This is a genomic window from Mesorhizobium sp. M0048, from assembly GCF_040323405.1.
Lineage (GTDB): Bacteria > Pseudomonadota > Alphaproteobacteria > Rhizobiales > Rhizobiaceae > Mesorhizobium.
The window spans coordinates 1-22,177 of the sequence record NZ_JAMYUV010000015.1 but is presented as its reverse complement, the minus strand read 5'-3'; the positions used below and the strand labels follow the sequence as shown (position 1 = coordinate 22,177).

17 protein-coding genes are annotated in these 22,177 nt (G+C 62.6%); 10 read left to right on the top strand and 7 right to left on the bottom strand.

Annotated elements, in window-relative coordinates:
- Positions 1 to 45: 45 nt before the first annotated feature.
- Complete coding sequence (locus tag NKJ84_RS15695; RefSeq protein ID WP_352507249.1) at positions 46 to 843, bottom strand: AraC family transcriptional regulator; 798 nt, start codon at positions 841 to 843, stop codon at positions 46 to 48.
- 277 nt (positions 844 to 1,120) lie between these two features.
- Here NKJ84_RS15695 and NKJ84_RS15690 point away from each other — a divergent pair, with 277 nt between their 5' ends.
- From NKJ84_RS15690 to NKJ84_RS15665, 6 genes are all read left to right on the top strand, one after another.
- Positions 1,121 to 2,587, top strand: a complete 1,467-nt coding sequence (locus tag NKJ84_RS15690) for an alpha-glucosidase/alpha-galactosidase (RefSeq protein ID WP_352507192.1) — start codon at positions 1,121 to 1,123, stop codon at positions 2,585 to 2,587.
- Between the two features lie 125 nt (positions 2,588 to 2,712).
- A complete protein-coding gene (locus tag NKJ84_RS15685) occupies positions 2,713 to 4,797 on the top strand; it encodes an ABC transporter substrate-binding protein (RefSeq protein ID WP_352507191.1) in 2,085 nt (694 codons plus the stop codon).
- Positions 4,798 to 4,902: 105 nt separating this feature from the next.
- A complete protein-coding gene (locus NKJ84_RS15680) occupies positions 4,903 to 5,910 on the top strand; it encodes an ABC transporter permease (protein ID WP_352507190.1) in 1,008 nt (335 codons plus the stop codon).
- A 1-nt stretch (position 5,911) separates the two neighbouring features.
- Entirely contained in the window at positions 5,912 to 7,045 is a 1,134-nt protein-coding gene (locus tag NKJ84_RS15675; RefSeq protein WP_352507189.1) for an ABC transporter permease, read from the top strand.
- Between the two features lie 10 nt (positions 7,046 to 7,055).
- Positions 7,056 to 8,723: an ABC transporter ATP-binding protein gene (locus tag NKJ84_RS15670; protein ID WP_352507248.1), complete on the top strand. Its 1,668-nt coding sequence runs from the start codon at positions 7,056 to 7,058 to the stop codon at positions 8,721 to 8,723.
- Between the two features lie 21 nt (positions 8,724 to 8,744).
- Positions 8,745 to 10,115 carry an alpha-glucosidase/alpha-galactosidase gene (locus NKJ84_RS15665; protein WP_352507188.1) on the top strand — a complete coding sequence of 457 codons (1,371 nt, stop codon included), beginning with the start codon at positions 8,745 to 8,747 and terminating at the stop codon, positions 10,113 to 10,115.
- 112 nt (positions 10,116 to 10,227) lie between these two features.
- Here the strand turns inward: NKJ84_RS15665 and ftsZ are convergent, their stop codons facing one another.
- Together ftsZ and NKJ84_RS15655 are read right to left on the bottom strand one after the other, a co-directional pair.
- On the bottom strand, positions 10,228 to 11,235 hold the full coding sequence (gene ftsZ, locus NKJ84_RS15660) for a cell division protein FtsZ (protein WP_023677189.1): 1,008 nt from the start codon (positions 11,233 to 11,235) through the stop codon (positions 10,228 to 10,230).
- 220 nt (positions 11,236 to 11,455) lie between these two features.
- On the bottom strand, positions 11,456 to 12,574 hold the full coding sequence (locus tag NKJ84_RS15655) for an NAD(P)/FAD-dependent oxidoreductase (protein WP_352507187.1): 1,119 nt from the start codon (positions 12,572 to 12,574) through the stop codon (positions 11,456 to 11,458).
- A 166-nt stretch (positions 12,575 to 12,740) separates the two neighbouring features.
- Between NKJ84_RS15655 and NKJ84_RS15650 the strand changes: the two genes are divergently transcribed.
- A complete protein-coding gene (locus tag NKJ84_RS15650; protein WP_352507186.1) occupies positions 12,741 to 14,117 on the top strand; it encodes an aspartate aminotransferase family protein in 1,377 nt (458 codons plus the stop codon).
- 9 nt (positions 14,118 to 14,126) lie between these two features.
- Here NKJ84_RS15650 and NKJ84_RS15645 read toward each other — a convergent pair whose 3' ends face one another.
- The 4 genes from NKJ84_RS15645 to NKJ84_RS15630 all read right to left on the bottom strand — a co-directional run bounded on the left by NKJ84_RS15645 (position 14,127) and on the right by NKJ84_RS15630 (position 18,757).
- Positions 14,127 to 15,221, bottom strand: coding sequence for an alcohol dehydrogenase family protein (locus tag NKJ84_RS15645; protein WP_352507185.1), 1,095 nt, complete (start codon positions 15,219 to 15,221; stop codon positions 14,127 to 14,129).
- 9 nt (positions 15,222 to 15,230) lie between these two features.
- Positions 15,231 to 16,610 (bottom strand): aspartate aminotransferase family protein, encoded by a 1,380-nt coding sequence (locus NKJ84_RS15640; protein ID WP_352507184.1) that lies wholly within the window; start codon positions 16,608 to 16,610, stop codon positions 15,231 to 15,233.
- A 34-nt stretch (positions 16,611 to 16,644) separates the two neighbouring features.
- Positions 16,645 to 18,138: an NAD-dependent succinate-semialdehyde dehydrogenase gene (locus tag NKJ84_RS15635; RefSeq protein WP_352507183.1), complete on the bottom strand. Its 1,494-nt coding sequence runs from the start codon at positions 18,136 to 18,138 to the stop codon at positions 16,645 to 16,647.
- A 127-nt stretch (positions 18,139 to 18,265) separates the two neighbouring features.
- Complete coding sequence (locus NKJ84_RS15630; protein WP_352507182.1) at positions 18,266 to 18,757, bottom strand: Lrp/AsnC family transcriptional regulator; 492 nt, start codon at positions 18,755 to 18,757, stop codon at positions 18,266 to 18,268.
- A gap of 81 nt (positions 18,758 to 18,838) precedes the next feature.
- Between NKJ84_RS15630 and ehuR the strand changes: the two genes are divergently transcribed.
- The 3 genes from ehuR (at position 18,839) to ehuB (ending at position 22,049) form a co-directional block, all read left to right on the top strand.
- The gene (gene ehuR, locus NKJ84_RS15625) at positions 18,839 to 20,224 is read left to right on the top strand and encodes a MocR-like ectoine utilization transcription factor EhuR (RefSeq protein WP_352507181.1); all 1,386 of its coding nucleotides are present in this window, start codon (positions 18,839 to 18,841) and stop codon (positions 20,222 to 20,224) included.
- A 122-nt stretch (positions 20,225 to 20,346) separates the two neighbouring features.
- Positions 20,347 to 21,132 (top strand): ectoine/hydroxyectoine ABC transporter ATP-binding protein EhuA, encoded by a 786-nt coding sequence (ehuA, locus tag NKJ84_RS15620; RefSeq protein ID WP_023677199.1) that lies wholly within the window; start codon positions 20,347 to 20,349, stop codon positions 21,130 to 21,132.
- A 65-nt stretch (positions 21,133 to 21,197) separates the two neighbouring features.
- A complete protein-coding gene (ehuB, locus tag NKJ84_RS15615) occupies positions 21,198 to 22,049 on the top strand; it encodes an ectoine/hydroxyectoine ABC transporter substrate-binding protein EhuB (protein ID WP_254819482.1) in 852 nt (283 codons plus the stop codon).
- Positions 22,050 to 22,177: the final 128 nt, after the last annotated feature.

Sequence of the window (22,177 nt, the reverse complement as noted above, 5' to 3'; positions counted from 1 at the left end):
GGGGAAGCAAAAGCGTTCCCTCACCTGGTGCCAAGCGGGGCCAATCTATCGGGCGGTTCCCAGGCTGGCATACATTCCGTTGGTGCGGAATTGCGTCGGGTTGATGCCGTAGAGGCGGCGGAAGACCTTGGAAAAATAATTGGCATCCTCGAAGCCGCACATGATGGCGACCTCCTTGACCGGCAGGAAATCGGCCTTGGTCAGCAACTTCGCCGCGCGCTGCAGTCGCTGCTGCAGCACGAATTCGGCGGGCGGAAGTCCCTCGCTCTCGGCGAAGCAGCGCGAGAAATGCGCGCGGCTCAGGCCGCTGATCTCGGCGAGATCGGCAACGCGGAGCGGCCCGTCGAGATTGGCCCTGACGTGGTCGATGACCGGCTGCATGGCGCTCTTGTCGTCGGTGACGGCATGCGAGCCGAAGACATCGTCGTAGAGCGCCATGGCGGCTTCATAGGCGACGGCCGAGGCGGCTCCCGGCGAGACCGCGCCCGTGATCAGGCGTACGCTGCAATCCGCGAGATGATCGATCGTCGAGGGCTGCAGCCGCAGCACCGGACCGACGGCGGCAAGGATCGACTTGTGGATGCGCAGTGCCTCCTCGCCGTTCATCGATATCCAGAAGAACTCCCAGCGTTCGCCCTTGGCCAGCCAGTAACGGTGGTTGTGCGGCACGAGAACCAGCAACGTATCGCCCTTTTGCAGACGGTAGTTCCGGTTCTCGTAGCGCAATCGGCCGGTGCCGCTGATCGTATGCTGGAGCACGGTAAACGGCGTCTGGCCGCGCTTGCGCCCATCCCAGTCGTAGACCTCGTTCTCGCGCACTTCATAGCCGGTGCTTGTCGGCATGGTGTGTAGGCGCTGGCGCCCGCGCGGCAGCGATACCGTCCTGCCCGCCGGCCCGATGTCGATCAAGTTCCGCAGCACAAAATTACCCCTAAAAGCATAATCCTTCTCTGGTCGCGTGCCGAATTAGGCGCATAATCCCTCGAGAAAAGCAAAAGAAACCGCGGTCAACGAGCGGATGGGAGGAAGTGCCGGATTCCAGCCTGCATAATGTGGCAGGCGGGCCAGGCCTCTTTTCGCCGCCTTTGCCCTAGCGTTCGATCAGGTCGAGGTGAGGCTGATGAGTTTCAAGATCGCTATTATCGGTGCGGGAAGCGTCGGGTTCACCAAGAAGCTCTTCACCGACATTTTGTGCGTTCCTGAATTCAGGGATGTCGAATTCGCACTGACCGATCTCAGCGAACGCAACCTCCAGATGATCAGGTCGATCCTCGACAGGGTCGTCGAATTCAACAGGCTGCCGACCAAGGTTACGGCAACGACCGACCGCCGTGCCGCCCTCGAGGGTGCCCGCTACATTATCAGCTGCGTTCGCGTCGGCGGTCTCGAAGCCTATGCGGACGACATCCGCATTCCCTTGAAGTATGGCATCGACCAGTGCGTCGGCGACACGATCTGCGCCGGCGGCATCCTCTATGGCCAGCGCAACATTCCGGTAATCCTCGATTTCTGCAAGGATATCCTCGAAGTCGCCGAGCCTGGGGCGAAATTCCTAAACTACGCCAATCCGATGGCCATGAACACCTGGGCGGCGATCGAATATGGCAAGGTCGATACCGTCGGCCTTTGCCACGGCGTCCAGCATGGCGCCGACCAGATCGCCGAAGTGCTCGGCGCCAAGTCGCGCACCGAGCTCGACTACATCTGCTCCGGCATCAATCATCAGACCTGGTTCATCGACCTGCGTCTCAACGGCCGCAAGATCGGTAAGGACGAACTGGTTGCCGCCTTCGAGGCGCATCCGGTCTATTCGCAGCAGGAAAAGCTGCGCATCGATGTCCTGAAGCGCTTCGGCGTCTATTCGACCGAAAGCAACGGCCATCTTTCCGAATACCTGCCCTGGTATCGCAAGCGGCCGGACGAAATCACCCGCTGGATAGACATGTCCGACTGGATCCACGGCGAGACCGGCGGCTACCTTCGTTATTCGACCGAAACACGCAACTGGTTCGAAACGGAGTTCCCGCAATTTCTGGAATCCGCCGCCAGGCCGATAGACCCCGCCAAGCGCTCCAACGAGCATGCCAGCCACATTCTCGAGGCGCTGGAGACGAACCGCGTTTATCGCGGCCATTTCAACGTCAAGAACAACGGCATCGTCACCAACCTGCCGCAGGACGCCATCATCGAGTCGCCCGGCTTCGTCGATCGCTTCGGCATCAACATGGCTGCAGGCATCACGCTGCCGGAGGCCTGCGCCGCCACTTGCACTTCCTCGATCAACGTCCAGCGCATGTCGGTTCATGCGGCGATCTCAGGCGATATCGACCTGCTGAAGCTCGCCGTCCTGCACGATCCGCTGGTCGGCGCGGTTTCGACGCCGGAAGAGGTTTGGCAGATGGTGGACGAAATGGTCGTCGCCCAGGCCCGCTGGCTGCCTCAATATGCCGATGCGGTGCCGGCCGCGAAGGAGCGGCTTTCCAAATCCAGGATCAAGACCCGTGAATGGGCCGGAGCGGCACGGCGCGACGTCCGTTCGATCGAGGAACTACGTGCGGAAAAAACAGCTCTCAAGCAGGCCGTCTGAATTTCGCCAGGACGGATCGCGGCAAGCTTTCGGGAGGAATTTTCGGCACCGCACCCGGAAGTACATTCGTTCGAGGAGAAATGGAGCGGCGTCAACGCGCTCCTGAACAACAGAGAGGAGAGACGATGAGGAATTTCCGAAACATTGGCATTCTCGCCGGGCTGGCGCTTAGCGTCTCGGCCTCGGCCCTGAACGCGTATGCATCCGAGCCGACCGTGCCGCCGGTGCCCGCGCAATTTCCGGCCGAGGGAAAGATCAAGTACGTCGCGCGCGACTCCATCCTGGAGTTCAAGGCACTTCCGGAATACCACGAACCCGATTGGGTCACCGACAAATACGTCAAGGCAGGCAAGCTGCCGCCGGTCAAGGACCGGTTACCGAAGGAGCCGCTGGTCTTCAAGACCGGCAATATGCCGGACGGCGTCGGTGTCTACGGTGATACGATGCGTCATGTCATCGGCGGCCGGCCGGAGGGCTGGAACTATGGTGCCGGCCAGACGCAGGGCTGGGGCGGCATCGACATCGGCCTTTCCGAATGCCTGACGCGCACCGCGCCGCTGTTCCAGGTCGAGGCCAAGGACACGGAGCCGCTGCCGAACCTCGCCAGGAGCTGGGACTGGTCCAAGGACGGCCACACGCTGACGATGCATCTGGTCGAGGGCGCGAAATGGTCGGACGGCGTTCCGTTCAACGCCGACGATGTGATGTTCTACTGGGACGACGAGGTGATCGACCCTAATGTGTCGCCGCTGAACGGTGCCACGCAGGAGACCTTCGGCGCCGGCACGACGCTGAAGAAAATCGACGACTACACCGTCGAGTGGACGTTCAAGGACGCCTTTCCGAAACAATACCTTTACGCCATGGCTTACGGCACCTTCTGTCCGGGCCCGTCGCATATCCTCAAGCCGCAGCATCCGAAATATTCGAAGAACACCTACGAGCAGTTCAAGAACGCCTTCCCGCCGGAATATATGAACATGCCGGTGATGGGTGCCTGGGTGCCGGTGGCATACCGCCCCGACGACATCATCGTCATGCGTCGCAATCCGTACTATTGGAAGGTCGACGAGAAGGGCAACCAGCTGCCGTATCTCAACGAGTTGCACTACAAATTGTCGACCTGGGCCGACCGCGACGTTCAGGCGGTATCGGGGGCGGGAGACTTCTCCAATCTGGAGCAGCCGGAGAACTTCGTCGCCTCGCTGAAGCGCGCGGCACAAAAGGACGCGCCGGCACGGCTTGCGTTCGGTCCGCGGCTGATCGGCTATAATCTGCGCATGAATTTCTCAGCCAATGGCTGGGGTAACCCCGACGAGCGCGGACAGGCGATACGCGAGCTGAACCGCAACGAGGATTTCCGCAAGGGCGTCACCATGGCGCTCGACCGCAAGGCGCTCGGCGACTCGCTGGTCAAGGGTCCGTTCACTGCCATCTATCCCGGCGGCTTCTCCTCGGGCACGAGCTTCTACGACCGGAAGTCGACGGTCTACTACCCCTTCGATCTCGAAGGCGCCAAGGCGGAACTCGCCAAGGCAGGCCTAAAGGACACGGACGGCGACGGCTTCGTCAATTTTCCTGCCGGCACCGCCGGCGGCAAGAATGTCGAGATCGTGATGCTCGTCAACAACGATTACACCACCGACAAGAGCCTCGCGGAGGGCGTCGTCGGTCAGATGGAGAAGTTAGGTATTCGCGTTGTCCTGAACGGGTTGAACGGTACCCAGCGCGATCAGGCCAATTACTCCGGTCGCTTCGACTGGCTGATAAGGCGCAACGAAACGGAACTCACCTCGGTCGTGCAGAACACCGAGCAACTGGCGCCGGTCGGCCCACGCACCAGCTGGAACCACCGCGCTCCGGAAAACGGCCAGGTAGATCTGATGCCCTTCGAGAAGGACCTTGTCGATATCGTCAACAAGTTTGTCTCGGCGCAGGACAATGACCAGAGGGCCAGCCTGATGAAGCAGTTCCAGAAGATCTCGACGGAACACGTCTATACCGTCGGGCTCACCGAATATCCCGGCGCGCTGATCATCAACAAACGTTTCTCCAATATCCCGCAGGGAACGCCAATCTTCATGTTCAACTGGGCCGAGGACTCGATCGTCCGCGAGCGGGTCTGGGTGGCCGCCGACAAGCAGCAGAAATATGAGCTGTTTCCCGAACAGCTTCCCGGAAAGCCCGGGGACAAGGGTCCGACGAACTGAGTTTCCTCCCCTGACTTGAAAATTCCCGGCCGCGCTGCTGGCGCGGCCGGGACAAAGCCAGCGGTGAGGGATAACTGAGAATCTGAGCGAGGAGCAAAACGGTCGATGCTGCGATTTCTGCTTATGCGCATAGCATGCGCAATACCGGTTCTCGCCATTTTGAGCGTGGTTACCTTCGCGATCATCCAGGCACCGCCGGGTAACTATGCCGACTATATCCGCTTGCAGCTCATCAACCAGGGTGGAGCCTCCTTTGCCGAGGCCGATGCTCAGGCGAAGGCTTACAGCGTGGAGCACGGCCTCGATAAGCCGGTTCCGCTCCAATACCTGAACTGGATCGGCGGCATCATCACCCGCGGCGATTTCGGCCACAGCCTGTATTACAACAAGCCCGTCGCCGACGTGGTTGGCGAGCGGCTGCCGCGCACGCTGCTGCTTGCGCTTGTCTGCCACCTGTTGGCATCGGTGCTGGGCATCGGCTTCGGCATCTGGGCGGCGACCAGGCAGTACAGCTGGATCGACAGTACGCTGTCAGCGATTTCCTTCCTCGGAATGACGGTACCGCGCTTCCTGATGGCGCTGATCATCGTCTATCTGCTGGTCTTCCAGTTTAACGTCTCCGAGATCGGCAGCTTCTTTTCGCCGCAATTTGGCGGGGCGCCGTGGTCCTGGGCGAAGTTCGTCGATCTCGTCCGGCATGTCTGGCCGGTGGTCGCCATCGCGACCTTCGGCGGGCTCGCCTACAACATGCGGGTGATGCGCGGCAATCTGCTCGACACGCTGAACGCGCAATATGTCGAGACCGCTCGCGCCAAGGGCCTCAGCGGCGGTGCGGTCGTCATGCGCCATGCGGTGCCCAATGCGCTGCATCCGCTGGTTATGTATCAGGGCGTGGTGCTGCCCTATATGCTGACCGGCGAGATCGAGACGGCGATCATCTTTGCCCTGCCGACCGTTGGCCCGGCGATCGTCGGCTCGATGGCGGTCGGCGACGTCTATGTCACGGCGACCTTCATGATGGTGCTGTCGGCGACGCTGATCGTTGGCAACATCATCGCCGACATGCTGCTCGTTATGCTCGACCCGCGTGTGCGCCAATATGCAGGGTCCTGAGATGCTTGCCTTCGAGCCCTCGCTGCCGCCACTTGCCGAGGAACCGGCCAAGATCAAGCCGCGCGGCAATGAGAGCTACATCGCGCTCGTCTGGCGCCGCCTGAAACGGTCCTGGACCGGCATGGCCGGGCTCATCCTGGTCGCGTTTCTGGTGCTGCTGGCGGTGTTTGCCGACTTCTTCGCACCGATGGATCCCAAGGTGACCGATGTCGGCTTTGCCCCGCCGCAGATGATGAGCTTCCATGACAAGGATGGCAACTTCGTCTTCCAGCCACGCGTCTATGCCCTGGCGGATTCGGAAGACCTCGACCCGGTTACCTTCCAACCCGTCGTCGGGCCGGACTACGACCATCCGCGGCTGCTCGGCTTCTTCGTCAAGGGAGCGGAGTACAGACTGCTCGGCCTGCTTCCCGCAAACCGGCACTTTTTCGGCTCGACCGACGGCCAGCCGGTGCATTTCCTTGGCACCGACAAATTCGGCCGCGATGTGCTGGCTCGTGCGATCTATGGTTCGCGCATCTCGTTGATGATCGCATTGACGGTGGTCTTCATCGTCACCGTGATCGGTACGACAGTCGGCATGGTGTCGGGCTATTTCGGCGGCACATTCGATGTCTGGGTCCAGCGCTTCGTCGAACTGGTGCTCGCATTTCCGCAATTGCCGCTTTATCTGGCGCTGACGTCGCTTGTTCCGGTGACGGCGCCGACGAATGTCTTCCTGGCCTTCGTGATCGTCGTCATGTCGGCTCTCGGCTGGGCGCAGATGTCGCGCGAGGTGCGCGGCAAGACCTTGGCGCTGGCGCGGATCGACTACGTCCGTGCGGCGATGGCGGTCGGCGCCACCGACGGCCGCATCATCATGCAGCACATTTTCCCAAACGTGATGAGCCACGTCATCGTTGCCGTCACATTGGCGATCCCCAGCGTCGTCCTGCTCGAATCCTTCCTCGGTTTTCTCGGCTTCGCGGTGAAACCGCCGCTGATCTCCTGGGGCCTGATGCTGCAGGACACCGCGACCTATTCGGTCATCGGCACCTATCCCTGGATCCTCTCGCCGGTCGGCTTCGTGCTTATCACCGTCTTCGCGTTCAACGCGCTTGGCGATGGATTGCGCGATGCGGTCGATCCGTATTGAGCGTGACATGATGCAACACGCGCTCGTCAAATCCTTCGCACCTCCTGTCCGGCTCGACCATGACGGCCGTTCGGAAAAACCGGTCATCGATGCCCGCAACATCGCCGTCGATTTCAAGGTCGAGCACGGCATGGTCGAAGCCGTCAAGGACATCTCCTTCCAGCTCTATCGCGGCGAGACGATCGCCATAGTCGGCGAATCAGGATCGGGCAAGTCGGTGACGGCGCGCACCGTCATGGGACTGTTGTCGAAACGCGCGGTCGTGTCGCCGAAATCGACTGTCGAATACAACGGGGCGAACATCCTGAAATTTTCCGAGCGTGCGCGGCGCAAACTGCGCGGCGACCGCATCTCGATGATCTTTCAGGAGCCGATGAGTTCGCTCAACCCGATCTACACGATCGGCAGCCAGATCGTCGAGGCGATACGGGTGCATCGCAAGATGAGCCGCAGGCAGGCCGAAGCAAGAGCGCTCGAGCTGCTGCAGCAGGTACAGATTCCTGAGCCCCAGGCGCGGCTGAAGCAGTACCCGCACCAGCTTTCCGGAGGCCAGCGCCAGCGTGTGATGATCGCGATGGCGCTGGCCAACGATCCCGATGTGCTGATCGCCGATGAGCCGACGACGGCGCTCGACGTCACGGTTCAGGCGCAGATCCTCAATCTCATCCGAAACCTGCAGAAGAAACTGCGCATGGCGGTGATCCTGATCACGCACGACCTGACCGTGGTGCGGCAGTTCTCCGACTATGTCTACGTCATGCAGCATGGGGAGATGCGCGAGCACAATGTGACGGAGAGGCTGTTTGCCGATCCGCAGCATCCCTACACCTGTCACCTGCTTGCCTCCGAGCCGCGCGGCCAGGCAAATCCGTTGCCGGAAGGCGCCGACGTCATTCTTGAAGCCAAGGATGTGCGCGTCTCGTTCATGCTGCGGCATGGCACGTTCATGAGGCCGGATCTGCGCGAACTCGTCGCCGTCGACAGTCTCAGCCTCCCCCTTCGGCGGCACGAGACGCTGGGTCTCGTCGGCGAATCCGGATCGGGCAAGACCACCTTCGGCGAGGCGTTGCTCAGGCTCAACACCACGGACAGCGGCGAGATCTATTTCGATGGCCAGCCGATCCATGGCTGTTCACGTTCGCAGATGCGGCCGTTGCGGTCGCGCATGCAGGTCGTCTTCCAGGATCCGTTCTCGTCGCTCAACCCACGCATGACGATCGGCCAGATCATCGAGGAAGGGCTGGTCGTCAACCGAATCGGCGCCACCAGGAACGATCGGATAGAGCGGGTGCGCGAGGCGCTGATCAGCGCCGGCATGCCCGGCGATATCCTGTCGCGCTTCCCGCACGAGTTTTCGGGCGGCCAGCGCCAGCGTATTGCGATTGCCCGCGCCGTCGCGCTCGAACCGGAATTCATCGTACTCGACGAGCCGACATCGGCACTGGATCTCTCCGTCCAGGCGCAGATCATCGAATTGCTGCGCAAGCTGCAGCGCGAACGGGGCCTGAGCTACATCTTCATCTCGCACGACCTCAAGGTCGTTCGGGCGCTGTGCCACCGCGTCATCGTCATGCAGCACGGCAAGATCGTCGAAGAGGGGCCGGTCGACGAAGTCCTGTCCCATCCCAAAACCGCTTACACCGAACGGCTGGTCAAGGCCGCTTTCGAGGTAGCCTGATTGCTTAAGCCGGAGGTCGTTGTGGCAAGAAATCCCAAGGTCGCTTTCATCGGAGCTGGCTCGACGGTGTTCATGAGGAACATCGTCGGCGACATATTGCAGCGTCCGGCCTTATCCGGCGCGACGATCGCACTGATGGACATCAATCCGCAACGGCTCGAGGAAAGCGCAATCGTGGTCGGCAAGCTGATCTCGACGCTCGGCGTGAGGGCCAAAGCCGAAACCTATTCGGACCAGCGCAAGGCGCTGGCGGGCGCCGATTTCGTCGTCGTCGCCTTCCAGATCGGCGGCTACGAGCCCTGCACCGTCACCGACTTCGAAGTTCCGAAGAAATACGGTCTGCGCCAGACCATCGCCGATACGCTCGGTGTCGGCGGCATCATGCGCGGCTTGAGAACCGTGCCGCATCTCTGGAAGATCTGCGAGGACATGCTTGCAGTCTGCCCGCAGGCGATCATGCTGCAATATGTCAACCCGATGGCGATCAACACCTGGGCGATCGCTGAGAAATACCCTGACATCAAGCAGGTGGGCCTCTGCCATTCGGTGCAAGGCACGGCGATGGAACTGGCGCATGACCTCGACATTCCCTACGAGGAGATTCGCTACCGCTCGGCCGGCATCAATCACATGGCCTTCTACCTGAAGTTCGAGCACCGCCAGCTGGATGGCTCCTATCGCAACCTCTACCCGGATCTGCTGCGCGCCTACAGCGAAGGGCGGGCGCCGAAGCCGGGATGGAATCCGCGCTGCCCGAACAGAGTGCGCTACGAGATGCTGAAGCGCCTCGGTTACTTCGTCACCGAGAGCTCCGAACATTTCGCGGAATACACGCCCTATTTCATCAAGGACGGGCGCGACGACCTGATCGAGAAATTCGGTATCCCGCTCGACGAATACCCGAAGCGCTGCATCGAGCAGATCGAACGCTGGAAGGGGCAAGCGGAAGCCTATCGCTCGGCTGACAAGATCGAAGTGGAGCAGTCGAAGGAATATGCGTCCTCGATCATGAACTCGGTCTGGACCGGCGAGCCGTCGGTGATCTACGGCAACGTCCGCAACAACGGCTGCATCACGTCATTGCCATATAATTGCGCGGCCGAGGTGCCATGCCTCGTCGACGCCTCCGGCATTCAACCCACCCTCATCGGCGACCTACCGGTGCAGCTCACCGCGCTGATCCGCACCAATATCAACGTCCAGGAGCTGACGGTCCAGGCGCTGATGACCGAGAATCGCGAGCACATCTATCACGCGGCGATGATGGACCCGCACACGGCGGCCGAGCTCGACCTCGACCAGATATGGTCGCTGGTCGATGATTTGCTGGTTGCGCATGGCAATTGGCTGCCGGCCTGGGCGCGTGGAGCGCGCAGCGTTCGGGCGGCCTGAGTATCGGATACAGCTCGCGAGCAACCGTCGGCTGATAGGAAGTCATCGACGGCGCGCGGCCCTGGTGACGCGAGGCTGGCAGTCGGCTGAGCGAGTTGCACGCGATACGCGTTCAGTTCATGCGAACTTCCGGTTCGGCCAGCAGCGGAATCTCCAGGCCACGCCGCAAGCCGGTCGCTACGACCGATACCCTGAATTTTCCGGCGAGTGCCTTGTCGAAGATGGCGCCGACGATGATGTCGGCATCGTTGTCGACCTCCTCGCGGATGCGGGTAGCGGCTTCGTCGACCTCGAACAGCGTCATGTCCATGCCGCCCGATATCGAGACAAGGACGCCCTTGGCGCCCATCATCGAAGCTTCGTCGAGCAGCGGGTTGGCGATTGCCGCTTCCGCCGCCTTCTTGGCGCGGCCTTCTCCTGCGGCTTCTCCGGTTCCCATCATGGCGCGGCCCATGTCGCGCATCACCGACTTTACATCGGCGAAGTCGAGATTGATCAGGCCTTCCTTGACGATCAGATCGGTGATGCAGCCGACACCCGCATAAAGAACCCGGTCGGCCATGGCGAAGGCGTCGGCGAACGTGGTTCTGGCGTCGGCGATCCTGAACAGGTTCTGGTTGGGGATGACGATGACGGTATCGGCGCTTTCGCGCAGGCGCTCGATGCCCTCGTCGGCAGCGTACATGCGGCGCCTGCCTTCGAAGACAAATGGCTTGGTAACGACGGCGACGGTCAGTATTCCGGCTGCCCGTGCTGCCTGCGCTATGACAGGCGCGGCACCGGTGCCGGTTCCGCCTCCCATGCCGGCGGTCACGAAGCACATATGCGTTCCAGCAAGGTGATCCATGATCTCGTCGATGGATTCCACGGCCGCGGCACGGCCGACCTCGGGCAGGGACCCGGCGCCGAGACCTTCGGTGATATGAGCGCCCAACTGGATCAGCCTCGTTGCCTTCGACATGGCAAGGGCCTGGGCATCGGTGTTGGCGACGATGAACTCCGCGCCCTGCAGGCCTTCGGCGATCATGTTGTTGACGGCGTTGCCGCCGCCGCCGCCGACCCCGACGACGGTGATCTTGGGCCTCATCTCCGAGATTACCGGCCTCGTCGCGGTGTTCATTGCCGTTCTCCCTGGATACGCCGAGTGGTCGCTGGAAGCTTGTTCCGGGCGCACTGCGAAAACTTTGAACCGGGCAGTGCGAATCAGGACAGCCCAGAATGCAGGGAATCAGAGCGCGGAGCGGGCTGCAAGTGCGCGATGTGCCTCATAGGCGACTTGCGCCTGAAAGTTCACGCAATGCGCCTTGATACAGTGCAGATCGTTGCGCGGGCGCCGCACGCTACAAGTTCGGCGCGAGGCACTGCGCGACATGGTCGGCAATCGCCAGGCAGGAGGTCAGGCCGGGGCTTTCGATGCCGAACAGGTTGACCAGGCTATCCACGCCGTGCACCGCCACGTCCTGGATGAAGAAGTCGGCATTGGCCTCACCGGGACCGGACAGTTTTGGCCGGATGCCGCTGTAAGCGGGCTGCAGGCTGTCATCGGCCAGGTCCGGCCAGTATTTGCGGATCTCGCTGTAGAAGCGCTCGCCACGAGCCGGGTCGACGCGATAGTCGAGTTGATCGATCCATTCGACGTCCGGCCCGAAGCGGGTGACGCCGTCGAGATCGACCGTCAGATGAACACCGAGCCCGCCGGGTTCGGGCACCGGATAGACCAATCGCGAGAACGGTGCCCGGCCGATCACCGAAAAATAATTGCCCTTGGCATAATGGAGCTTTGGCACGAATTGCTGATTGAGCCCTTCTAGCGAACCTGCAAGTGCTGCCGCGCCAAGCCCGGCGGCATTGACGAAACGCGGAGTGGTGATTTCGAAGCGCTCGCCGCCTGCAGCGTCCACCGTCTCGAGCACGACGCGGCCCGCTTCGATGCGGCCGGAGGCGATGCGCGTGTTGAGACTAAGTGCCCCCCCGTGCGCTTCGGCATCAGCCAGCAAGGCGAGCATCAGGGCATGGCTGTCGATGATCCCGGTGGCCGGCGACAGCAACGCTGCCGTACACCTAAGGCTGGGCTCCAGCGCATGCGCCTCGGCTTCGCGCAACGGCACCAGGTCGCCGGCGCCGCAAGCGCGTGCATTGGCCCGGATTGAGGCGAGCACCGGCTCCTGTTCGGCATTTGTGGCAACGATGAGCTTGCCGCAGCGCGCGTGCGGGATCGCCCGCTCCTCGCAATAGCGATAGAGTCTTTCCCGGCCGGCCACGCAGAACAGGGCTTTCAGCGATCCAACCGGATAGTGGAGGCCGGCATGGATGACCTCGGAGTTGCGCGAACTTGTCCCGGTGCCGATAGCGTTCTCGGCTTCCAGGACCAGCGTATCGATGCCGCGCTGCGCCATCTCTCGCGCGATCGCCAGGCCTACAACACCGGCGCCGGCGACAATGCAGTCGACATGGTCCACGGTTAGGTCAAGCCGAAGTTCTGCATGCGTCCACCCATCCGCTGGCCCTGTCGAAAGCGCTTGACACTATACCGTTCGAGAAAGATGCATCAAACGGCATAACGCACGGGGACCTGCCGAGCCGGACCGGGGGCAGGACTGTTCCGCGTGCAGCACAGGAGCCGTCATGGACGCACGACCGAATTCACCCGAAGCCCGCGACATAAGCTTTCACATGCATGGCTATACGAATGCGCGCAAGCATCAGGAGTCGGGGCCGCTCGTCATCGAGAAGGGCGACGGCATCTATGTCGAGGACCTTGCCGGCAACCGCTATATCGAGGCGATGGCGGGGCTCTGGAGCGTCGCGGTCGGTTTTTCGGAGAAGCGGCTGGTCGATGCGGCAGTACGGCAAATGTCGAAGCTGCCTTACTATCACGATTTCGGCTCCAAATCGCATTCGCCGCTGATCGATCTCGCCGAGAGACTGGTGCAGATGGCGCCGGTGCCGATGAGCAAGGCGTATTTCACCAATTCCGGTTCCGAGGCCAACGATACGGCCATGAAGATGATCTGGTACCGGTCGAATGCGCTCGGCCAGGCGGCGCGCAAGAAGATCATCAGCCGCAAGAAGGGCTATCACGGCGTCACCATCGCCTCGGCAAGCCTGACCGGACTGCCCAACAACCACACCTCCTTTGACCTGCCGATTGCCAATGTGCTGCATACCTCGACGCCGCACCATTGGCGCGAGGCGCTGCCGGGTGAAAGCGAAGAGCTGTTTTCGACGCGGCTTGCCGACGAGCTGGAAACGCTGATCCTCGCCGAAGGACCGGAAACCATCGCCGCCTTTTTCGGCGAACCGATCATGGGCGCCGGCGGCGTCATCGTTCCGCCTTCCGGCTACTGGGAGAAGATACAGGCGGTGCTGTCGAGATACGACATCCTGCTGGTCGCCGACGAGGTGATCTGCGGCTTCGGCAGAACAGGTGAGATGTTCGGCTCGCAGACCTTCGGCATCAGGCCCGACATCATGGTGCTGTCGAAGCAGATCTCTTCGTCCTATCTGCCGATCTCAGCCCTGCTGATCAACGACAAGGTGTTCGAGCCGATTGCCGACGAAAGCAATCGTATCGGCACCTTCGGCCACGGCTTCACCGGCGGCGGCCATCCTGTTGCGGCAGCGGTCGCGCTCGAGAACCTGAAGCTGATCGAGGAGCGCGACCTTGTCGGCAATGCGCGTGCGGTCGGCGCGCATATGCAGAAGCGGCTGCGCACGCTCGCTTCGCACCCGCTTGTCGGCGAGGTGCGTGGCATCGGCCTGATCGCGGCGGTCGAACTGGTCGGCGACAAGGCGAACAAGGCGCCGTGGGGGAAGACCGGTGAACTGGGCGGGCTCGTCAACGGCTTCATGCAGCAGAACGGCGTCATCTCGCGCAATATGGGCGATGCGCTGGCTTTCTGCCCGCCGCTGATCATCACCGAGCCGCAGGTCGACCAGGTGATCGACGCGTTTGAACGGTCGCTCGAGGCCGCCGCCAAGCAGGTGCGACCACAAAGCTGATCAGGCTATTCAGCGGCCGATGGCATCCGGTACGACCACCAGCTTGCCGACGAAATCCTTGGCGATGAAATCGGCCTGGGCGCGATGGAAATCGGAGAGCTTGTAGACTCCGCCGACCAGCGGCCGGATCTTCTTCTCCTCGATGTAGCGCACGATGCGGCGGAAATCCGCCCGTGTGCCCTGGCTCGAGCCATGCAGTTGGAGCTGTTTCAGATACATGGTGCGCAGATCGAGCTGCACGACCGGGCCGGCAATCGCGCCCGCCGTCGTGTAGCGGCCTTCGGGCCTGAGGATGCGCAGCAGGTCGTTGAAGATCGCGCCGCCGACGAGGTCGGCCACCACGTCGATCGGCCGGCCGCCGGTCGCCTCGTTGACGGCGGCCGGCAGATCGGCAACGCCGCGGGTGATCACCGCCTCGGCGCCGATGTCACGCACGGCCTGTTCCTTGCCCTTGCCGGCAACCGCATAGGGAATGGCGCCGCGTGCCCGCGCCAGCTGCACGATGCCTGAGCCGACGCCGCCCGAGGCGCCGGTGACCAGCACGCGCTCGCCGGCTTTCAATGCGGCGCGTTCCAGCATCTGCTCGCCGGTGAGATAGGCGCAGCAGAAAGTGGCAAGTTCGACGTCGCTCAGATCGGTGCTGACGACATGGGCGTTCTCGGCCGGCACTGTCTGGTACTCGGCATAGCCGCCGTCGCGGCCGTGGCCCATATAGTCGATGTCGGCGAGTGAATCGTCGTCGCGATTGTAGATGGAGAAATCGACCATCACCCGCTCGCCGATGCGGGCCGGCGACACGCCGTCGCCGACGGCAACGATGTTGCCGACCGTGTCGGTGCCCTGGATGCGCGGGAAGGTCAGTGTGTTGCCTTGCCGCCGCCATGTCGAGACGGCGGCTGCATCCTCCTCAGTGCCATAGGCGCCCTGGCGCACCCAGACATCGGTGTTGTTCATGCCGCAAGCGGTGACCTTGACCAGCACCTCGCCCGGAGCGGGCGAGGGCACTTTGACGTCGGTGCGGTAGACGAGCTTTTCCGGCCCGCCGTGCCCGATCAGCTGCACGGCGGCCATGGTGGTGGGGAGGGTTTTGGTCATGGCATTCATGTCGGTTCTTCAGATGCTGGCAAACACGCTCTTCACCGCGTCGGCCGTCTTGGAGACGACGATGTCGGCCTCTTGCCGTGTCAGGCAGAGCGGCGGCGCGAAACCGAGAATGTCGCCCTGCGGCATGGCGCGGCCGATGACGCCGCTTGCCGCAAGGGTGGTCGCGACCTGCGGTCCGATCTTTTGCGAGGCGTCGAAGAACACGCGGTCGTCCCGGTCGGCGACGAACTCGATTGCCGCCAGCATGCCGTCGCCGCGCACCTCGCCAACGTTTTTGTGGCCGCCGACGGCTTTCGTCAGCTCGGCGCGGAAATAGGCGCCGGTCTCGCCGGCGTTCCGCACCAGGTCCATCTCGTCGATCAGTTCCAGGTTGGCGATGCCGGCGGCCACGCAGATCGGATGCGCCGAATAGGTCCAGCCATGGCCGAGCGAGCCGAGCTTGTCGGAGCCTTGGACGAGCACCTGCCACACCTTGTCGGAGACGATGACGCCGGAGAGCGGCGCATAGGCCGAGGTCAGGCCCTTGGCGATGGTGATCAGGTCGGGCTTGATGCCGTAGTGGTCGGAGCCGAACATGGTGCCAAGCCGGCCAAAGCCGGTGACGACCTCGTCGGCGACCAGCAGCACGTCGTATTTCTTCAGCACCGCCTGGATTTTTTCCCAATAGCCGGCCGGCGGCGGCACGATGCCGCCGGTGCCGAGGATCGGCTCGCCGATGAAGGCGGCGACCGTTTCCGGCCCTTCGGCGAGGATCATCTCCTCGAGCTTGTCGGCGCAGTATTGCGAAAACTGCTCTTCACTCAGCGAGCGGTCGGCGCGGCGGAAATAGTAGGGCGCCTCGGTGTGCATGACCGGCGCACGCGGCAGGTCGAAGGCGTTATGGAACAGGTCGAGGCCGGTCAGCGATCCGGTCATGATGCCGGAGCCGTGATAACCGCGCCAGCGCGAGATGATCTTCTTCTTCTCGGACCGGCCGAGCACGTTGTTGTAGTACCAGATCAGCTTGATGTTGGTTTCATTGGCGTCTGAACCGGAGAGCCCGAAATAGACCCTCGACATGCCTTGCGGCGCTCGGTCGATGATCATCTTGGAGAGCGTGATCGACGCCTCGGTGCCGTGCCCGACATAGGCATGGTAATAAGCGAGATTCTTGGCCTGCGCGGCGATGGCGTCGGCGATCTTCTGGCGGCCATAACCGACATTGACGCAGTAGAGTCCGGCGAAGGCATCGATGCTCTTGCGCCCGTTGTTGTCCCAGATGGTGACGCCTTCGCCGCCGGCGATCACACGGGTCGGGCTCTCGCCACGCGCGTGGGTGCCCATATGGGTCGAGGGATGGAAGAAGTGATCGCGGTCCCAGGCGGCGAGTTCGTTTGACTGGTCGAGCATTTTTCTACTCCTGAGGGAAAGTGTCGGGCGCGGCTCACGCCACGTCGAGGCAGAGATATTTGAGATCGGTAAAGGCTTCGAGCCCGTGACGCGAGCCCTCGCGGCCGATGCCGGACTGCTTGACGCCGCCGAAAGGGATCGGCGCGCCGGTGATCTTGACGCGGTTGATGGCGACCATGCCATAGTCGAGCGCGCGGCCCATGCGCAATTGCCTACCGCCGTTTTCGGTGACGACATAGGCGACGAGGCCGTACTCGGTGGCATTGGCGCGGGCGATGACTTCCTCTTCGCTGTCGAAGGGCGTCACGGCAGCAACCGGACCGAAGGTTTCCTCGCGCATGATCAGGGCGTCGTCTCTCACGTCGGCAAGCAGGGTCGCCTGGTAGAACAGCGGCCCGACGGAATGGCGCTTGCCACCGGTCAGGCAGCGCGCGCCTTTGGCGAGCGCATCGGCCACCTGCTCCTCGACCTTCTTGACGGCGCGTTCGTGCATCAAGGGTCCGATTTCGGTGTCGTCAGCCAGGCCATTGCCGGTCCGCAATGCCTCGACGCGTTTGGCGAAAGCAGCGCAGAACCGATCGTAGAGCGGACGCTGGACATAGATGCGGTTGGCGGCGAGGCAGTCCTGGCCGGAGGTCGCGAATTTGGCGTCGACCGCAATGGCGACAGCCTTGTCGAGATCGGCGTCGGCGAAGACGATCAGCGGCGCATGACCGCCGAGTTCCATCACCAGACGCTTCATCGTCGGCGCAGTCTGCGCGGCGATCAGCCTGCCGATCTCGGTCGAGCCGGTGAAGCTCATGGCGCGAACGCGCGGGTCTTCGCACATCCGCCCAACGATAGTCGAAGCCCTGCCGGTGAGGACGTTGAAAACGCCAGCCGGCAGGCCGGCGCGTTCGCCAAGCTCGGCCAGCGCCAGTGCCGACAGCGGCGTTTCCGAGGAAGGATGCGCGACGATGGTGCAACCGGCGGCAAGGGCGGCAGCCGCCTTGCGGGTCAGCATGGCCGCTGGAAAATTCCACGGCGTGACGACGCCGACGACGCCAAGCGGCTCGCGCCGCACCATCATCTCGGTATCAGGCAGATGGCTGGTGACGCTTTCGGCGTTGAGACGTTTGGCCTCCTCGGCATACCATTCGACAAAAGAGGCGGCATAGTCGATCTCGCCGAGCGATTCCTTCAGCGGCTTGCCTTGTTCGAGCGTCATCAGCAGAGCCAGGTCATTCTTGGCGGCGACGATCAGATCGAACCATTTTCGCAAGATTTTCGACCTTTCCTGCGGCAGCAATGCGCGCCAAGCAGGAAAGGCGCGCGATGCCGCATCGATCGCCAATGTCGTCTGCCGGGCATCGAGCGCGGCAACAAAAGCGACGGTAGATCCGGTGGCCGGATCGGTCACCTCGAAACTCTCCGCGGTCTCGCTCGCGGTCCAGTGGCCAGCGACATAGGCGAGTTCGCGCAGCAGCCGTCGGTCGGCGAGGCGATCAAGTGCTTCATGGCGGTGCGAGCGGGCAAAATGTGCGGACATCATCGGGCTCCCGGTTCGGGTGATGCCGCAAGACTATCTCTGCCGCGCAAACAGAGAGGCTGTTTGCGTGCCTGCACGTAGAGAGATTGTCTCTATTGCCCTGCCCAGCCAGACGATCTCTCCGGCATCAGGAAGATGCCGGCAACAGATCCGCCACTGGCAGCACGCTCTCCTCCTTTACTGTCTTGGTGACGATGTAGGTGAAATAGCGGTCGATGCCGATCTCGCGATCGAGCAGAGTGTCGACCAGTCGCTGATAGGCGTCGATGTCGCGCGCCATCACCTTCAGCAGGTAATCGACGCCGCCGCCAACTGACCAGCAGGCGACGATCTCGGGGATGTCGCGGATGACGCGCTCGAAACGGTCGAAATCGGCCTGGCGGTGGCTAGCCAGCGTCACCTCCATCAGCACGGTAGCGACCGGCGAGATGGCGCGCATGGCGATCCTGGCATGGTAGCCCGAGACAATGCCGGCCTTTTCCAGCTTGCGCAGCCGCATCCAGCACGGCGTCGGCGACAGGCCGACTTTCTCGGCCAGCGCCAGCTTGGTGATGCGCCCGTCGCGCTGGATGGCGTCGAGGATCTTGAGATCGATCGGATCGAGTTTCGCTGCAGCCATGATCGCCCACTTCCAGTGCCCGACACATGACGGCGCATTATTTCGATTGTCAATTGCACTGATTTCGATCTCTAATAAGTCATGACATTTTGGCGACCAGATCCCGCTCTTATCCGGCGGCCGGCATATCAATCGCTCGCCGACCAGTTCGCGCGGGCCATTCATGACGGGCGTCTGGCCAATGGGGCGCGCTTGCCGACGCACCGGCAACTGGCCGACGATCTGAAACTTTCCGTGCAGACGGTCAGCCGCGCCTACGAGGAATTGATCCGCCGCGGGCTGGTTTCCGGCGAGGTCGGCCGCGGCAGCTTCGTGCAGACGCAGCGCCGCGAGCCGGAGCCGCCCTATCTGCCGGAGCGGCTGGGCGAGGTCATCGACCTCTCCATCCTGAAGCCGGTCTGTGAACCGATGCATCTGGAGCGGCTGAGGCAGGCACTGGGCTGGCTCGCGGAAAACCTGCCGTCGAGCTCGGCGCTGTCGTTCAGGCCGAACATGGTGTTCCCGCGCCACCGCGCGGTGGGTGTCGAGTGGCTGCGGCTCTGCGGCCTCGACGCGTCGCCGCAGAACATCAGCCTGACCAACGGCGCCACCGCCGGTATGACGGTAGCGCTGATGAGCGTGGCGCCGCCCGGTTCGACCGTCGCCACCGAAGCGATCGGCCATCACACGCTAATCCCGCTGGCGCGCTATCTCGGCTTCAATCTCGAGGGTCTGCCGATCGACGACAATGGGCTGATCCCGGAAGCGCTCGACGAGGCCTGCCGGCTGTCCGACATCCGCGCCGTGTTCGTGCAGCCCTCGGTGATCAACCCGACGGCAACGCTGATGGATGCCGCCCGGCGCGAGCAGATCGCGGCGGTGGCGCGCAGGCACGACATCGCCATCATCGAGAACGATGTGCTCGGCCCGCTGGTCGAGGACCGGCCGCCGCCGGTCGCGGCGTTTGCCCCCGAGCGCACCCTCTACGTCACCTCCTTCACCAAGATCGTGGTGCCCGGCCTGCGCATCGGCTATCTCGCGGCACCCGATCGTTATGTCGCCGCGGTTGCCAACCGCCACCTGGTCTCGAACTGGATGGCGACCCCGATGGTGGCCGAGATCGCCAGCAAATGGGTGACCGACGGCACCGCGATGGAACTCGTTCGATGGCAGCGCCTGGCTTTGCGGCGGCGTCTGGACATCGCCGCCGAGGTGCTTGCCGGAGTGGATTATCGCGCTCATCGCGACGGGCTTCACGTCTGGCTGCGGCTGCCCGAGGATCGCGGCGAGGAAAGCTTTGTGTCCCAGGCGCGCCTGCAGGGCGTGGCGATTGCGCCCGGCACGTCGTTTCGCATTTCGCAGATGCCTTGGCATCCAGCTGTCCGGATTTCGCTGGGCTCGACCACGGAGGGGGAACTGCGTGCCGGTCTCGGCGTTGTCACAAAGCTTCTGCTCGGCGATCCCGAGCATCTCCTGCTTGCCATCTAGGCAGCAAATGGCGGGGAATTGTGCGGAGTTCGAAATATTGTCATGATATTATTTTCTTGATTGACATGATTTGCCGCGATCCGCATCGTTAAAGGCATAGCTTCTCCAGCACGGGAAATTCATTGTCGGCGCCCATCATCAAGATCGACGGCATTTCGAAAAGCTTCGGCACCTTCAAGGTGCTGGACGGCCTCTCAATGCAAGTCATGCCCGGCGAGAAGCTGGCGCTGATCGGCCCATCGGGTTCGGGCAAGACGACGATCCTGCGTATCCTGATGACGCTTGAGCGCATCGACAGCGGCCACATCCAGGTCGATGGCGAACAGCTGTACCACATGGAGCGTAACGGCCGGCTGCTGACGGCCGATGAACGGCATTTGGCAAAGATGCGCCAGAAGATCGGCATGGTCTTCCAACTGTTCAATCTGTTTCCGCACAAATGCGTCATCGACAATGTGACGCTGGCACCGATGCTGACCAAAGGCGTGCCGCGGGCCGCCGCCGAAAAGCGGGCGATGGAACTGCTCGACATGGTCGGCATGGTCGACAAGGCCAAAGCGATGCCGGCGCAGCTTTCCGGCGGACAGAAGCAGCGCGTCGCGATTGCCCGGGCGTTGGCGCTGTCGCCGAAGATCATGCTGTTCGACGAGGTCACCTCGGCGCTCGACCCGGAGCTCGTCGACGAGGTCCTCAACGTCATGCGCAAGCTCGCCGCCGAGACCGACATGACCATGCTGCTGGTCACCCACGAGATGGGTTTCGCCCATGACTTCGCCGACCGGGTGCTGTTCTTCGATCGCGGCAGAATAGTCGAGGAAGGCAAGCCCGACGAGATTTTCCGCCATCCCAAACAGGAGCGTACGCAAGGTTTCCTGAAGAAGATCATTGCGGCCGGACATCGGGTCTGACTGCCATGCGAGGCGGCGACGCCTCAAGCAAGCCAAGAAGACAGACAAACAAGGAGTTGGGAACAATGAAGAAATTTGCCATTTTGGCCGGCGTCGCCGGTATTGCGCTGGCGGCGGTGCTGGCCGCCTCGACGGCCGGCTCGGCCGATGACAGCAAGCTCGAAGAGCTCAAGGCGCAAGGCTTTGCCCGCGTCGCCATTGCCAACGAGCCGCCCTATACGGCGGTCGCTGCCGACGGCAAGGTTTCGGGTGCGGCGCCTGACGTTGCCCGTGAAATCTTCAAGCGTCTTGGCGTCAACGATATCGTCGCCTCGATCTCGGAATATGGCGCCATGATCCCGGGTCTGCAGGCCGGCCGTTTCGACGTCGTCACCGCCGGCCTGTTCATGAAGCCGGAACGTTGTGCTGCGGTCGCCTATTCGGAACCGGTGCTGTGCGATGCCGAGGCGATGCTGGTGAAGAAGGGCAACCCGAAGGGCTTCAAGAGCTACGAGGACGTCGCCAAGGACACCAGCGCGACGATCGGCGCACCGGGTGGCGGCACCGAGGAAAAGCTGGCGCTCACCGCAGGTGTGCCGCGCGAGCGCGTCATCGTCGTGCCGGACGGCCAGAGCGGCCTGAAGATGCTGCAGGACGGCCGCATCGATGCTTATTCACTGCCCGTGCTGTCGATCAACGACCTGGTCAAGAAAGCCAATGATCCGAACCTCGAAGTCATCGCGCCGGTGGTCGGTGCGCCGGTCTATTGCGACGGCGCAGCCTTCAAGAAGGGCGACGAAGCGCTGCGCGACGCCTATGATGTCGAGCTGGCGAAACTGAAGAAGTCCGGCGAGTTCGCCAAGATCATCGAGCCTTACGGCTTCTCGGCGGCGGCGGCAATGTCGACGAGCCGCGACAAGCTCTGCTCGGCGAAGTAGGCGGGTCTTCCTTCTCCCCGTTCACGGCAGGGCTATCGCATATGAGTGATGGCATTGATGAGATAGTCGTCGTTCCAGGCGCATTTCTTGATGCGATGGCTGATGGGGACTTTGGCAGCATCGGCGGT